A 14,179-nucleotide genomic window follows, 5' to 3' on the forward strand; every position below is an offset into this window, starting at 1 on the left:
CCGGGTGAGTCCTACCGTGCGCCCCCGGACATCCCGTGCACGGCCGGGATCGTCCCCAGCCGCCCCTTCTGGAAGTCCTCGAAAGCCTGCTGGAGTTCCTCGCGGGTGTTCATGACGAACGGGCCGTAGTGGGCCATGGGCTCACGGATCGGCCGCCCGCCGAGCAGCACGACCTCCAGGTCCGGCGTGTGCGAGTCCTGCTTCTCGTCCGCGCGGACGGTGAGCGAGGAACCGGCGCCGAAGACGGCGGTCTGGCCCAGGCGGATGGGACGGCGCTCGGCACCGACCGCCCCGCGGCCCGCCAGGACGTAGGCGAGGCCGTTGAAGTCCTCGCGCCAGGGCAGGGTGATCTCGGCACCGGGGGCCAGCGTCGCGTGGACCATCGTGATGGGCGTGTGCGTGATGCCCGGGCCCTGGTGGCCGTCCAGCTCACCGGCGATGACCCGCAGCAGCGCACCGCCGTCGGGCGAGGTGAGCAGCTGCACGCTGCCGCCCCGGATGTCCTGGTAGCGCGGCGCCATCATCTTGTCCTCGGCCGGGAGGTTCACCCACAGCTGGAGCCCGTGGAAGAGCCCGCCGGACATGACGAGCTGCTCCGGCGGCGCCTCGATGTGCAGCAGGCCGGCGCCGGCCGTCATCCACTGGGTGTCACCGTTGGTGATGGTGCCGCCGCCGCCGTTGGAGTCCTGGTGGTCGAAGATCCCGTCGATGATGTAGGTGACGGTCTCGAAGCCGCGGTGCGGGTGCCACGGAGTCCCCTTCGGCTCCCCGGGCTGGTACTCCACCTCACCCATCTGGTCCATCATGATGAACGGGTCCAGGTGCCGGTAGTTGATCCCCGCGAAGGCCCGGCGGACGGGGAAACCCTCGCCCTCGAAGCCGCTCGGCGCGGTCGTCACGGCGCGTACGGGGCGGGCCACGGCGTCCGCCGGCGCGGTCACGCGCGGCAGGGCCAGGGGGTTCTCGACGGTGATGGCGGGCATGGGGTCCTCCTCGGGGTCTTAGTTGAACAATAAACAACAACCCGAGGCGCCGCCATTCCCGAGACCGGACATCGTCCGCTCGTCCGGCACCCCTCGTGCGGGGAGCATGCCCCATGCGCGGGGCGGCGCGCGAGACCGCCTCGGGCCCGCGGCGGACGCTGCGCGACGCGGCGCGCGACGGAAGCGGACGGCGGGGCGGACGGCGGGCGGAGCCGGCTGCGCCCTCTCCCGAGGTCGCGGCCACAGCCCGCGATCACCGCGCGGGCGGTTCCCCTTCCCGCCGCCGCCCCGCCCCGCTCCCCGGCGCGGCCGGCGGTGGTGCCGGTTCGTGCGGAGATCCGTCAGAACGGCGTCAGCGTGAGGGTGAAGCCGGTCGGGCGGGTGTCCTGGATGTAGGAGGCGAAGTCCGCGACGTCGTCGAAGGCGAAACCGTACGCCTTGCCGTCCTCGGTCGCCGCGTGGACCGCCTTCGCGTAGTGGTTGGTCAGCTCGCCCCGGTAGAAGGCGGCCGGGTCGGTGGACGGCTGGGCGGCGTCGGTGAGCAGGGTCGAGCGGTTGAAGCCCGCGCCGAGGACGGCGGCGACGGGACCGGTGGTGCCGTCGTTGGGCGCGGCGAGGTTGCCGTCGCAGAAGAACACGTCGCGGGTCGAGGGCTTGGCGAAGGACACGGAGGCCGGGCCGTCGAAGGTGAACCGCTCACCGCGCACCCGGCCGGTGAACGTGCCGGCGTTGGTGGTGACCTTGAGGTCCTTGCCGGTGTAGGTGCTCCACACCTCGTCGATGTACGGGGCGAGGTAGTCCTCGGGGAAGAGGCCCGCGTCCAGGCCGTGGCCGGGAGCGATGATGCGGGTGTCGTCCACGACCAGCCGTGCGAACTCCTCGATCCGCCGGACGGCGGCGAAGGCGGCGGAGCGCCCGCCGTCGCGCAGGGTCCCCGTCGTCTGGTCCTTCTCACCGGTGAGCCGGATGCTCAGCGGCACGCTGAACATGTCGACCATCGTGGTGTTGCAGAACATGCCGGCCGCGTTGTACGTGAACTCGGCGCAGTCGTGCAGGACGCCGTAGTTGGGGTCCGACTCGACCCACCCGGCCGGGTACTGCAGGGCCGCGTCGCCGTTGCCGTCGGCCACGGCCTTGAACTTGAGCTTCTCGCCGAGGGACACGTAGATGCGGCCCGACATGTGGGGGAGGGACAGCTTCGTCTCGCCGCTGCCCGCCAGGGGGATGGCGTAGTCGGTGAAGCCGTCGGCTCCGTTGTCCGACAGGGCGATGGGCACGACGGTGCCCTCCGGGGTGAGCCGTACCTGCCGGCCGTCGAGATTGCCGACGACGTAGAGGTGCACGGAGGCGTTGTCGAACGAACCGCTGTTGTTGGCGATGGTCACCGGGAGCGAGCCGGGGGCCGAGGTGCGGGCCTCGCCGCCGAGGGCGTGCGGGGCGACGGTCGCGATCGCCGGGACGGCGACGGCCGCGCCGCCCAGGGCGAACAGCATCTTGCGACGGGTCAGGCTGCGCTGATGACGGGGTGCCATGGGTACTCCTTCGGACCCGGCCGGGGGACCGGGGCGTTCGGGGGGTGGGGGAAGCGAGCGGGAGGCGGCCCGGCGCGGCGCCGCGGGCGCTCAGGCGATGGTCCACTTCTGGTTGGCGGCGCCGGTGCACGTCCAGATCTGGAGGCGGGTGCCGTCGGCCGAGGAGTTGCCCTTGGCGTCGAGGCACTTGCCGGCTCCGGTGTTGACCAGGTCGCGGGCGGCGGTGTGGGTCCACTGCTGCGCCGCCGTGCCGTTGCAGGTGTAGAGCTGCACGGCCGCGCCGTCGTCGTGCGAACCGCCCTTGACGTCCAGGCATTTGCCGAGGGCCCGCACGGTGCCGTCGCTGCCGGCCGTCCACTGCTGGGCTTCGTGGCCCGTGCAGTCGTGCAGCTGGATCGGCGTGCCGTCGGCGCTGCTCGCGCCCGCGACGTCGGCGCACATGCCGCCGATGCCCTGGATGGCGCCGGTGCGCGGGGTGCCGCCGCTGTCACCGGAGCCGGAGGGGGTGACGCGGACGTAGTCGATGGTCATCGTCTGCGGGAAGGACGTGCCGGCGTCGGGGCTGCCGGGCCAGTTGCCGCCCACCGCGAGGTTGAGGATGAGGAAGAAGGGGTGGTCGTAGACCCACTTGTTGCCGCCCACGTCCGCCGGGCCGCGGGTCTGGTAGGCCCGGCCGTCCACGGACCAGGTGATCCCGGAGGGGCTCCAGTCGACGGCGAAGACGTGGAAGTCGTCGGCGAAGGCCGCGCCGTTCGGCAGCGTGTACGCGGCGCCGATACCGCCCGAGCCCGAGTAGCCGGGGCCGTGGAGGGTGCCGTGGACGGTGCCGGGCTCGTTGCCGACGTTCTCCATGATGTCGATCTCGCCGCTGCCGGGCCAGCCGACGGAGCCGAGGTCGTCGCCCAGCATCCAGAAGGCCGGCCAGATGCCCTGGCCCCGCGGGATCTTGATGCGGGCCTCGAAGTGGCCGTACTTCTGGGTGAAGGTCTTCGCCGTGTTCAACCGCGCGGACGTGTACTGGCAGGTGCCGTACCAGCACTTCAGGCCCGGGTCGCTGTTCTTGCGGGCGGTGATGACCAGGTTGCCCTTGCCGTCGAGCGCGGCGTTGCCGGTGCTGTTCGTGTAGTACTGGAGCTCGTTGTTGCCGTTGCCGCTGCCGCCCGTCTCCAGGGTCCACTTCGAGGAGTCGGGCGCGCTGCCCGCGGGGCCGTCGAAGTCGTCGGACCACGTCTGCGCCGGGGCGGCGTTCGCGTGCTTCGTGGCCGGGCCGGACGTGGTGAAGAGGATGGCGGAGGCGAGGGCGGTGGTGAGCAGGAGCACCAGCCCTCCGAAGGACCATCGGCGTGCGCGATGAGCTGCCATGGCGGGGACACACCTCGTCTGTGGGGAAGGTTCGGCGTCGGGCGCCGGACGGTGCGCGTCGAGGACGCGGACAGACGGATTCCTGAGAGCGCTCTCATGGTGCGCCGCACACCGCCGGCGGGCCATGACGATACGCACGACGGATGGCCCCGCCAATCGGAACGAGAAGCTCCAAACGCCTCTGACCTGCACAAACGCAGGGAAGCGCGGAGAGCTGAGGAACGCTTGAGCCGCGCTTAAGCCGGACTTAAGACACCGGCCGCGGACCGTGACGCTTATGTCTCGGATGCGCCCGGCCGCCGCCCGGGGCCGGGTCGGGGCGCCGGCGCGGGCCCGGACCCGACGGCGCCGTCGTCGGCACGGAGGACGGGCCGGCCCTCAGCCGTACATCCGGCGCATCGCGAAGTCGACCATCTGCTCGACGGCCTTGGCGTCGAAGACCATCCGGTGCTCCCCCTCCATGTCCAGCACGAAGCCGTAGCCCGTGGGCAGCAGGTCGAGCACCTCGGCGCCGGTCAGCGTGAAGTACTTCGACTCCTTGCCGGCGTAGCCGCGCAGCTCCTTGAGCGAGGTGAAGAGCGGGATCACCGGCTGCTGGGTGCTGTGCAGCGCCAGGAAACCGGGGCCCTCGCCGCGCGGGCAGTAGATCTTCGAGGTCGAGAAGATGTGCTGGAAGTCCTCGGCCGACATCGATCCGGTGGTGAAGGCCCGTACCGCGTCGGCCAGCGAGGGCGGCGACGGCTCGGGGTAGAGCGGCTGGCCCGGCTGGGCGCCGTAGCCGCCGCGCCCCTGCTGCGGAGGTGGCGGAGGGGCCGCGTAACCCTGCCCGGCGCCCGGGTTCTGGTCATAGCCGTACATGACCCAAAGGGTAACGAGTCACAGTTGACCGGCGGGGGCTTGCGTCTTATTACTGACCGGTAGCATCATGGCGTGACCACGTTTGGTACGCAGTAGAGGTATGCCACCTCCCCGAAGCTACGGAGCCGTCGCCATGGGGCACTACAAGTCGAATCTCCGCGACATCGAGTTCAACCTCTTCGAGGTGCTCGGCCGCGACAAGCTGTACGGCACCGGCCCGTTCGCGGAGATGGACGTCGACACCGCTAAGAGCGTCCTGTCCGAGATCGCCCGCCTCTCCGAGAACGAACTCGCCGAGTCCTACGCCGACGCGGACCGCAACCCGCCGGTGTTCGACCCGGAGACCAACACCGCGCCGATCCCGGAGTCCTTCAAGAAGAGCTACCAGGCCTTCATGGACGCCGAGTGGTGGCGCCTGGGCATCCCGGAGGCGCTGGGCGGCACCATCACCCCGCGCTCCTTGCTCTGGGGCTTCGCCGAGACCATCCTGGGCTCGAACCCGGCGATCTGGATGTACTCCTCCGGCCCGGCCTTCGCCGGCGTGCTCTACGACGAGGGCACCGAGGAGCAGAAGAAGATCGCGAAGATCGCGGTGGAGAAGCAGTGGGGCTCCACCATGGTGCTGACCGAGCCGGACGCCGGCTCCGACGTGGGCGCCGGCCGCACCAAGGCCGTCCAGCAGGAGGACGGCAGCTGGCACATCGAGGGCGTGAAGCGCTTCATCACCTCGGGTGAGCACGACATGTCCGAGAACATCATCCACTACGTGCTGGCCCGCCCCGAGGGCGCCGGCCCCGGCACCAAGGGCCTGTCCCTCTTCATGGTGCCGAAGTACGAGTTCGACTTCGAGACCGGCGAGCTGGGCGCGCGCAACGGCGTCTACGCCACGAACGTCGAGCACAAGATGGGCCTCAAGGCGTCCAACACCTGCGAGATGACCTTCGGCGACCGCCACCCCGCCAAGGGCTGGCTCATCGGCGACAAGCACGACGGCATCCGCCAGATGTTCATGATCATCGAGTTCGCGCGGATGATGGTCGGCACGAAGGCCATCGCCACCCTCTCCACCGGCTACCTCAACGCCCTGGAGTACGCCAAGGAGCGCGTGCAGGGCCCGGACCTGGCCGCCTTCACGGACAAGACCGCCCCGCGCGTCACCATCACGCACCACCCCGACGTCCGCCGCGCGCTCATGACGCAGAAGGCGTACGCCGAGGGCATGCGCTCCCTCGTGCTCTACACCGCCTCGATCCAGGACGAGATCCTGGTCAAGGAGGCCGCGGGCGAGGACGCCTCCGCGATCCACCGCCTCAACGACCTGCTGCTGCCGATCGTCAAGGGCTACGGCTCCGAGAAGTCCTACGAGCAGCTCGCCCAGTCGCTGCAGACCTTCGGCGGCTCCGGCTACCTCCAGGAGTACCCGCTGGAGCAGTACATCCGGGACGCCAAGATCGACACCCTCTACGAGGGCACCACCGCCATCCAGGGCCAGGACTTCTTCTTCCGGAAGATCGTCCGGGACCAGGGCCAGGCGCTGACCGCCCTCTCCGAGGAGATCAAGAAGTTCCTCGGCGACGCTGAGGGCGGCGAGGAGCTGGCCGACGCCCGCGCCGAGCTGTCCAAGGCCGCGGTCGACCTGGAGGCCATCGTCGGCCACATGCTGACCGACCTGGCCGCCACCGAGCAGGACGTGAAGTCGATCTACAAGGTCGGCCTCAACACCACCCGCCTGCTGATGGCCTCCGGCGACGTCGTCGTCGGCTACCTGCTGCTCAAGGGCGCCGCGGTCGCCGCCTCGAAGCTCGCCTCGGCCTCCGCCAAGGACAAGCCCTTCTACGAGGGCAAGATCGCCGCGGCCAAGTTCTTCGCGCACAACGTGCTGCCGGGCGTCTCCGTCCAGCGCACGCTGGCCGAGAAGACCGACAACTCCCTGATGGAGCTGGACGAGGCCGCCTTCTGAGGCACCACCGCGTCCGGAACGCGCACCGCGTTCCCCCGCACCCAGGTCCCCGTCCGCGGATGAGGCCCTGAAACCCCGGCCCGCACAGGCCGTCCGCGCCGACGCGCGGCCGGGGTCCCGACCCCCGCCCGGCAGGTCCCACCGGGCGGGGGTCATCTGCTGTGTGCCGCGAGCCCGTTCGGGCCCGTCCGGGCGCTTTCCTATGCTGAGACCATGAGCAGACCTCCCCGCTTCACCCGCGCGCACACCGACGACCTGATGTCCTACCTGGCGGCGAGCCCGTCGCCCTACCACGCGGTCGCCAACGCCGCGGGACGGCTGGAGACGGCCGGGTTCCGGCAGGCCGGGGAGACCGAGGCGTGGGACGGCACGCCCGGCGGCCGGTACGTCCTGCGGGGCGGGGCGCTCATCGCCTGGTACGTCCCCGACGGCGCCGGCCCCGAGACGCCGTACCGGATCATCGGCGCCCACACCGACTCCCCCAACCTGCGGGTGAAGCCCGTGCCGGACACCGGCGCGCACGGCTGGCGGCAGATCGCCGTCGAGATCTACGGCGGCACGCTCCTCAACACCTGGCTCGACCGGGACCTCGGCCTCAGCGGCCGGCTCACCCTGCGCGACGGCTCCAGCCGCCTCGTCACCGTCGACCGGCCGCTGCTCCGCGTGCCGCAGCTCGCCGTCCACCTCGACCGCGCCGTTAACACCGAGGGCCTCAAGCTCGACAAGCAGCGCCACATGACGCCCATCTGGGGCCTCGGCGACGTCCACGAGGGCGACCTCGTCTCCTTCGTCGCGGACGAGGCCGAAGTCCCCGCCGGGGAGATCGCCGGCTGGGACCTGATGGTCCACAGCGTCGAGCCCCCCGCCTACCTCGGCCGCGACCGCGAACTGCTCGCCGGGCCGCGCATGGACAACCTGCTGTCCGTCCACGCCGGCACGGCCGCCCTCACCGCCGTCGCCCGGGACGGCGGGAAGCACCTCACGGCCATCCCCGTCCTCGCCGCCTTCGACCACGAGGAGAACGGCAGCCAGTCCGACACCGGCGCCGACGGGCCGCTCCTCGGCGGCGTCATGGAACGCTCCCTCTTCGCCCGCGGCGGCACCTACGAGGACCGCGCCCGCTCCTTCGCCGGCTCCTTCTGCCTCTCCTCCGACACCGGCCACGCCGTCCACCCCAACTACGCGGAGCGGCACGAGCCCGGCCACCACCCGATGCCGAACGGGGGCCCGATCCTCAAGGTCAACGTCAACCAGCGCTACGCCACCGACGGCGCCGGCCGGGCCGTCTTCGTCCGCGCCTGCGAGCGCGCCGGGGTGCCCTGGCAGGCGTTCGTCTCCAACAACTCCATGCCCTGCGGCACCACCATCGGCCCCATCACCGCCGCCCGGCACGGCATCGCGACGGTCGACATCGGCGCCGCCATCCTCTCCATGCACTCGGCCCGCGAACTGTGCGGCGCCGACGACCCGCACCTGCTCGCCGACGCGATCCGGGCCTTCCTGGAGGAGTGAGCCGGGGGCGGTTTCCCGGCCCCGGGGCGGCGCGGCGGCTCCGGGGCCGGAACGCCGTGGCGCGCGGGGCACTTGACACCCGCCGAATCCTCTTCACACCAAGCGGCGCATGGAGCCCCCCGCCCCGGGTATCCGGAGGCTACGCACGGAGCCCAGAGAGCCAACGCTTGAGGAGGCGGATCCCATGGGTATCGGCGGATGCATCGGTCTGATCGCGGTGGGTGGCATCCTCACCTTCGCCGTCAACTGGGACATTGCCGGAGTCAACCTCGATCTGGTCGGCCTCATCATGATGGCGGTCGGCCTCATCGGACTCGCGGCCTACGTGAGCATCCTGAAGCGGCGCAGGGTCCAGCCGCCGGCCCCGGGCGCCCCGGTGGTCGAGGTCGAGGACCACAACCGCTACTACCGGTGACGCGCGGCAGCGGAGAAGCATTCAGCTGCGGGACACGGCGTCCGCGGTCCCCCGCACCGGGGCCGCGGACGTTTGCGTTCCGTCCGGCGGCCGGCCCCGCCGTGCTGGACCGAGGCCCCGGCTCGCCGCGCGCCTCCGTCCGCCCTCTGGCGGGCCGGGGGGATTCGGCCTCGGCTCGGGCGACCGCGGTCGGCCGCCTCCGGCCCCAAGTCGGGCCGCACGTCCGTCCCACCGCGGCCAGGCCACCCCCGGCTCCGGCACGTGCGCTGAGAGCCGGTTTCCGGCGTGGGGTGGGTCAGCCGGGCCGCACGTTCAGCCCGGCCGCACGTCAGGGAGCGTCGAGCCCCGCCAGCACCAGCGGCAGCCGGTCAGCGCCGCCCTCGGCCACCGTCACCGGAACTCCCCAGTCCTGCTGGTGCACATGGCAGGCCGGGAACTCCTGCGCCGGGTCGTCGTCACAGGACGCCGCCATCGCCGAGACGTGCAGCACCCCCTCCGTGAACCCCTCGGCCAGGACGAGATCGCGCCCGAGCCCCGTGTCCGTACCGGAACCCTCCGCCAGCAGCTCCGGCGGCGTGGCGCTGACGACGAGCCGGGTCGCGGGACCGTAGCGCTCGTCCAGCTTCTGCCCGGCGGGCGGCCGGAACACCACGTCCAGCCGGAGCCGCCCCGGCGCCACCTCGGTGGCCGCGCGCTGCGTCCGGTGCGCCACCGGCTCGACGCGTACCGCCTCCTCGGGCAGGCGCAGCCGGGTCAGCCGGTGCCGGGCGGACTCCACGACCACGATCGCGTCGCCGTCGAGCACGGCGTCCGAGGGCTCGCGCAGATCGGTGGCGAGGGTGGTCACCTCGCCGGTGGCCGGGTCGTAGCGGCGCAGCGCGTGGTTGTACGTGTCGCTGACGGCGACCGAGCCGTCGGGGAGCGCGGTCACGCCCAGGGGATGCTGGAGCAGAGCCTGCCCGGCGGGGCCGTCGCGGTGCCCGAAGTCGAAGAGGCCGGTGCCGACGGCCGTGCGGACGACGAACTCCCCGCCCGCGGCCCCCGGTCCGGCCGGCTCAGGCTGCTCGTCCGGCTCGGACCGCTCATCGGCCTCGGCCCGCTCGATCCAGCGGAGGGCGCTGGTCTCGGAGTCGGCGATCCACAGCCGGTCCCCGGCGGCCGCGAGCCCGGACGGCTGCGCGAACCACGCCTCGGCGGCGGGCCCGTCCACCAGGCCCTCGTTGGTCGTACCGGCGACGGCCTCGACGGTGCCGCCGCCGCCCGCTCCCTCGACCCCGCCCCCGTCCGCCGGCGGGGTCCATGTCCACAGCTGGTGGACGCCGGCCATGGCGATCCACAGCCGGTCCGCGAACCAGGCCACGTCCCAGGGCGAGGAGAGATCCGTCTCCCGGGCGGGCCCGGAGGTCGCGGAGCCCTGCCACCACTGGCGGCCGGTGCCGGCGATCGTCGTCACCCGCCCCGTCTCCAGGTCCACCGCCCGCAGAGCGTGGTTGACCGTGTCGGCCACCACGACGGTGCCGTCGGGCAGCAGCGCCAGGCCCTGCGGCTCGCTGAACCGCGCCTCGTCCGGACCGCCGTCGGCCAGGCCGCGCTCACCGCTGCCGATCCGGCGGACGACGGTCTCACCGTCTGCGGCCAGCTCCACCAGCGCGTGCCGGGTGGAGTCCGAGACGAGGAAGGTGCCGCCGGGCAGCCGCACGGCCTTGCCGGGGAACCGCAGATCGGTCGGCACCGGCTCGGGCGCGACGTACGGACCCTCGCCGCGCCGCAGCGTGCCCTTCGCGGCGTGCTGCTCCTCCAGCTCGCTCACCAGGCGCTCGATGGCGTGGGCGTGCCCCTCGCCCGCGTGCTGGGCGACGACGTAGCCCTCGGGGTCGATGACGACGAGCGTGGGCCAGGCCCGCACGGCGTACTGCTTCCAGGTGGCCAGCTCGGGATCGTCGAGCACGGGGTGGTGCACCTCATAGCGCTCGACGGCGTCCACGACGGCTTGGTGCTCGGCCTCGTGCACGAACTTCGGCGAATGAACCCCGATCACCACGACCGTGTCGCGGTGCTTCTCCTCCAACTCCCGCAACTCGTCGAGTACGTGCAGACAATTCACACAGCAGAACGTCCAAAAATCCAAGATCACGATCCGCCCCCGCAGGTCGGCGAGGGTGTACGAGGTGCCGCCGGTGTTGAGCCAGCCGCCCTTGCCGATCAATTCGGGAGCGCGGACGCGTGCGTGCTTTGCCATCCGTCCATGGTGCCCGACGACGGGCGAGGCCCGGACGCCGGGCACGGGCGCGCGCTGCCGGCCGCCGGGCGAACGCGCGACGGCGCCCCCGGCGGTCTGACCAGGGGCGTTACGTCGAGCGGGTCCTCCCCGACACCCCCAACGCCCCGGGTGCCAATCGACGGACTTGGCCGGGGTCTCCCAGGTGGCCCGGGCCGGTCAACGCGTCACGGCAGCACGGCTTCGTCAGGGTCCGGCGACCCGAGGCGGCCGCCACGTGACTCGGCGACCAGCAGGGCATCAGCCAGGCACTCGGCGAGCCGTTTCGCCGCATACCGCAGTTCGGACACCGTCGCCTTCGGGTCGTTCAGGACTCCGCGCGCGAGATCAAGGACGTCCGCGCCGGTCTTGAGCTGCGCGGCCTCGACGTTGTCGGCGAGCTTCGTCAAGAAGCCGCCGGGGTTGTCGTCCGGAATGTATGCGCGTCGGCCCTCCGGTCCGGGCCATGGAAGCAGGCGGACGGGGGTCAGTAGGCTTCGCATCGTCGTTCGCTCCTTGCAGCGATCGGCCATGCCCCGGGCCGTGCCAGCGGCGCCGGGGTCTTTCATGTCCACAACCGTAACCTGACCGCACCATGGCGCACCAGGTCACACCAATGCGCACGGGTGTGCTAGTGGGCGCACTATTGGCTCATGGTCCGCACCATCAACGCCGACGACCCACGCCACCCGTACCAACAGATCGCCGACCACCTCGCGGAAGAGATCACGTCGGGCGAACTGTCCGGCCGGGTCCCGTCCGAGCTGGAGTTGCGCCGCGAATACTCATCCGGGGCGTCGACGGTCCAGCGGGCATTGACCGTGCTGCGTGAGCGCGGCTTGATCTACACGGTTCCCGGCCGCGGGTCGTTCGTGAAGCAGCCCGACGACGCGGAGGGGTGATCGTCCGCCTCCGACTAGGGCGGGAGTTGGGCGCGGTCCTCCGAAGATGTGCTGGACTGGGTCGAGGCATCCGGCATCCGGATGCTGTTCGTCTTCGACCCCGACGGCGGGGCGTCTTCCTCATGGGCAGGGCAGACGGAACTCGGCACGATGACCGACCTGACGGCCGACATCATCCCGGAGAAACGCGAGCGCATCGATGCCATCAAGGCGGAGATGGCCGACGCCGAGCGGGGACACGATGCCAAGGCACCCGCCGGTGAACACCTGGTGCCAAGCGCGCCGTGAACGCGGAGGCCGGCCCTGGGGGCCGGCCTCCGCTGATGCTCGGTTCAGCGACCGTCCGCCGGGATCCGGCCGTCGTTCTTGCCGCCCTCACACCTGCGGGACGGATCCTGCGCGGTCGGCCCCGCGTCGTCGACGGGCGACTCGTCCTCCTCGTCGGCGTCCGTCAGACGGGCGCCGCGCGACGTGGCGACCCTCAGCGCGTCGAACAGGCACTCACTGAGCCGGGTCGCGGTGAACCGCAGCTCGGACGGGGACGCCTTCGGGTCGCGCAAGATCCCCTTGGCGGCGGCCAGCACGCTCTCGCCGATGCCGAGCTGGGCCTCCTCCATCTCGTCGGCGAGCCGGGACAGCATGCTGTTCGGGTCGCTGGTGCGGAGGTAGGCCGGTTTTCCGGAGTCGGACCACGGCAGGAGGCGGGGGCGGGTGTTCACGCGACCACCTCCGGCAGGTCGATTCCCTGCGGCACCAGCACCAGCCGGATGCGGCGGCGGTGTCGTCGTTCGCGCTCGGTCCTTCGTTCATGGGCGATGAGATACGGGCGGACGAGTCCGATGGCCGGGCCGTCCGGCACGGGCGATCCCGGACACCGGGGAGCGGCGGGTGCCGCGGACAACGAGGTTGCCCCCGTTGCTCGGTGACGTCCCCCAGGAGGAAGCAGCAGCCGCAGCAGCGGACGAAGCAGCCTCTCGGTAGTTTTGAGCATGTCGTCAACCTCCAAGCCAGGTTGGTGGCCACGCCCCCGGGCCGTCGCCACGGTCGCGGGGGTCCTTTCGCGAAGACCCTCGCGCCCGTCCCCGCGCAAAGCCATGCCATGGCCCTATGGGTGCGCCCTATATTGGGCGTATGGGGGAAAAGCGCGCGGACGTGTGGTCCCACCCGCAATTGGTGTCGACGGTCGCCGCCGGGGACTGGGGCGCCGTCTTTCGTACGTACCGGCAGCTCACCGGGATGAGCCAGACGCAGCTCGGGGAGCGCGTCGGCCTTGTTCAGCCCGAGGTGTCCAACATCGAGCGCGGCCGGAGGCACGTCACTTCGGTCGAGGTGCGGCAGCGGATCGTGGAAGGGCTTCGCGTCCCGGCCCACCTCCTCGGAACCGACCGACCGGGCGCCGACTCACCGGTGCCCGCGCTCGCCGGGCCCGGGCCGGACGAGGACCTGCTGGCTCGCGTGACGAGCGTGGTCGACGGCGAGCACCCCGTGGACGCCGCCACGCTCGACTGGCTCGACCGGCTCCTGGCGGAGCATCGCCGGGCCGAGGACGAGATCGGTTCGCGGCCGTTGGCGGCCTTGATGCGCCAACAGCTCCGGACGGTGGTGGACCTGTACGGCAGCGCCCGGGGCCCGTTGGCGGGCCGGGTGGTCCGTCTGGCGTCCGAACATGCGCAGTTCCTGGCATGGATGGCGCAGGATCAGGGGAAGACGGCAGCCGCGCTCGCCTGGTACGACCGCAGCCATGAGTGGGCACTGGAAGCCGGTGACGCCAATATGGCGGCCACGACGCTCAGCATGAAGGCGCACATGGCGTGGTCGGGCGGCCGTGGGGACCGGTGTGTGCGTCTGGCGGAGGCGGCTCGCTGGTCAGCCCCGGGAACGTCCCTCGGAGTCCAGGGCATGGCCGCTCAGATGGCCGCCCGAGGTCACGCACTGAGCGGCGATGCCGACGACGCCGAGCGGCTCCTGGACGAAGCGCAGGAACTCATCAACCGTGCGGCACGGCGCCGGGAGGACGAGCCGCCGTGGATGTACTTCTACGGCGAGACGTGGTTCACGCTGCAACGGGGGATGGCCGCACTGCACCTGCGCGACGGGAAAGCGGCGGTGCGCCACCTCACGGCCGGGCTGGCCGCGCTGCCGGACGACTACCGGCGCGACAAGACCTGGTACCGGGCCTGCCTGGCACACGCGCTGGCCGAAGCGGGTGAGGCGTCGCACGCCGCCTCGGTGGCGCTGGCCATCGTGCCCGACGCTGCCGAGATCGGCCGCCCCCACGCGTGGAACGAGCTGCACACCGTGGCCGCTGCCCTGATGCGGCGAGGTGCGAGGGAGGCACGGCAACTCGTGGCCACCCTGCGAACGTACGACTGATGGAGGGCTCGGGGCGCCGCCGCGT

The 14,179-nt window shown here is 71.7% G+C and carries 14 protein-coding genes; 6 read left to right on the top strand and 8 right to left on the bottom strand.

From position 1 onward, the window contains the following. Positions 1 to 11 precede the first annotated feature (11 nt). The 4 genes from IF83_RS0109215 to IF83_RS0109230 form a co-directional block, all read right to left on the bottom strand. Entirely contained in the window at positions 12 to 983 is a 972-nt protein-coding gene (locus IF83_RS0109215; RefSeq protein WP_030543590.1) for a pirin family protein, read from the bottom strand. Positions 984 to 1,324: 341 nt separating this feature from the next. Continuing rightward, positions 1,325 to 2,515, bottom strand: coding sequence for a glycoside hydrolase family 64 protein (locus IF83_RS0109220; protein ID WP_030543591.1), 1,191 nt, complete (start codon positions 2,513 to 2,515; stop codon positions 1,325 to 1,327). A 90-nt stretch (positions 2,516 to 2,605) separates the two neighbouring features. Then, positions 2,606 to 3,877, bottom strand: a complete 1,272-nt coding sequence (locus tag IF83_RS0109225; RefSeq protein WP_030543592.1) for a glycoside hydrolase family 16 protein — start codon at positions 3,875 to 3,877, stop codon at positions 2,606 to 2,608. Between the two features lie 378 nt (positions 3,878 to 4,255). After that, positions 4,256 to 4,735 carry an SseB family protein gene (locus tag IF83_RS0109230; protein ID WP_030543593.1) on the bottom strand — a complete coding sequence of 160 codons (480 nt, stop codon included), beginning with the start codon at positions 4,733 to 4,735 and terminating at the stop codon, positions 4,256 to 4,258. 133 nt (positions 4,736 to 4,868) lie between these two features. Here IF83_RS0109230 and IF83_RS0109235 point away from each other — a divergent pair, with 133 nt between their 5' ends. From IF83_RS0109235 to IF83_RS0109245, 3 genes are all read left to right on the top strand, one after another. Beyond that, positions 4,869 to 6,695 (top strand): acyl-CoA dehydrogenase, encoded by a 1,827-nt coding sequence (locus tag IF83_RS0109235; protein WP_030543594.1) that lies wholly within the window; start codon positions 4,869 to 4,871, stop codon positions 6,693 to 6,695. Positions 6,696 to 6,908: 213 nt separating this feature from the next. Then, positions 6,909 to 8,207 (top strand): M18 family aminopeptidase, encoded by a 1,299-nt coding sequence (locus IF83_RS0109240; RefSeq protein WP_030543595.1) that lies wholly within the window; start codon positions 6,909 to 6,911, stop codon positions 8,205 to 8,207. A 184-nt stretch (positions 8,208 to 8,391) separates the two neighbouring features. Then, positions 8,392 to 8,622, top strand: coding sequence for a DUF6458 family protein (locus tag IF83_RS0109245; protein ID WP_030543596.1), 231 nt, complete (start codon positions 8,392 to 8,394; stop codon positions 8,620 to 8,622). A 328-nt stretch (positions 8,623 to 8,950) separates the two neighbouring features. Here the strand turns inward: IF83_RS0109245 and IF83_RS0109250 are convergent, their stop codons facing one another. Both IF83_RS0109250 and IF83_RS0109255 read right to left on the bottom strand, forming a co-directional pair. Beyond that, complete coding sequence (locus tag IF83_RS0109250) at positions 8,951 to 10,861, bottom strand: NHL domain-containing thioredoxin family protein (protein WP_030543597.1); 1,911 nt, start codon at positions 10,859 to 10,861, stop codon at positions 8,951 to 8,953. Between the two features lie 206 nt (positions 10,862 to 11,067). Then, positions 11,068 to 11,448, bottom strand: a complete 381-nt coding sequence (locus IF83_RS0109255) for a hypothetical protein (protein ID WP_244176953.1) — start codon at positions 11,446 to 11,448, stop codon at positions 11,068 to 11,070. A gap of 84 nt (positions 11,449 to 11,532) precedes the next feature. Here IF83_RS0109255 and IF83_RS0109260 point away from each other — a divergent pair, with 84 nt between their 5' ends. Together IF83_RS0109260 and IF83_RS0109265 are read left to right on the top strand one after the other, a co-directional pair. After that, on the top strand, positions 11,533 to 11,781 hold the full coding sequence (locus IF83_RS0109260) for a winged helix-turn-helix domain-containing protein (RefSeq protein ID WP_030543599.1): 249 nt from the start codon (positions 11,533 to 11,535) through the stop codon (positions 11,779 to 11,781). Positions 11,782 to 11,829: 48 nt separating this feature from the next. After that, positions 11,830 to 12,069 carry a hypothetical protein gene (locus IF83_RS0109265; RefSeq protein WP_030543600.1) on the top strand — a complete coding sequence of 80 codons (240 nt, stop codon included), beginning with the start codon at positions 11,830 to 11,832 and terminating at the stop codon, positions 12,067 to 12,069. Positions 12,070 to 12,113: 44 nt separating this feature from the next. On the opposite strand, the gene IF83_RS0109270 is transcribed toward IF83_RS0109265, so the two are convergent. Beyond that, entirely contained in the window at positions 12,114 to 12,500 is a 387-nt protein-coding gene (locus IF83_RS0109270; protein WP_244176955.1) for a hypothetical protein, read from the bottom strand. Continuing rightward, positions 12,497 to 12,640, bottom strand: a complete 144-nt coding sequence (locus IF83_RS34660; RefSeq protein WP_244176957.1) for a hypothetical protein — start codon at positions 12,638 to 12,640, stop codon at positions 12,497 to 12,499. The genes IF83_RS0109270 and IF83_RS34660 overlap by 4 nt, the downstream gene beginning before the upstream one ends. A gap of 272 nt (positions 12,641 to 12,912) precedes the next feature. On the opposite strand from IF83_RS34660, the gene IF83_RS0109280 reads away from it, so the two are divergent. Continuing rightward, on the top strand, positions 12,913 to 14,154 hold the full coding sequence (locus tag IF83_RS0109280; protein WP_030543602.1) for a helix-turn-helix domain-containing protein: 1,242 nt from the start codon (positions 12,913 to 12,915) through the stop codon (positions 14,152 to 14,154). Positions 14,155 to 14,179: the final 25 nt, after the last annotated feature.

The sequence above is a fragment of the Streptomyces albus subsp. albus genome, assembly GCF_000719865.1.
GTDB classification, from domain to species: Bacteria; Actinomycetota; Actinomycetes; order Streptomycetales; family Streptomycetaceae; genus Streptomyces; species Streptomyces albus_E.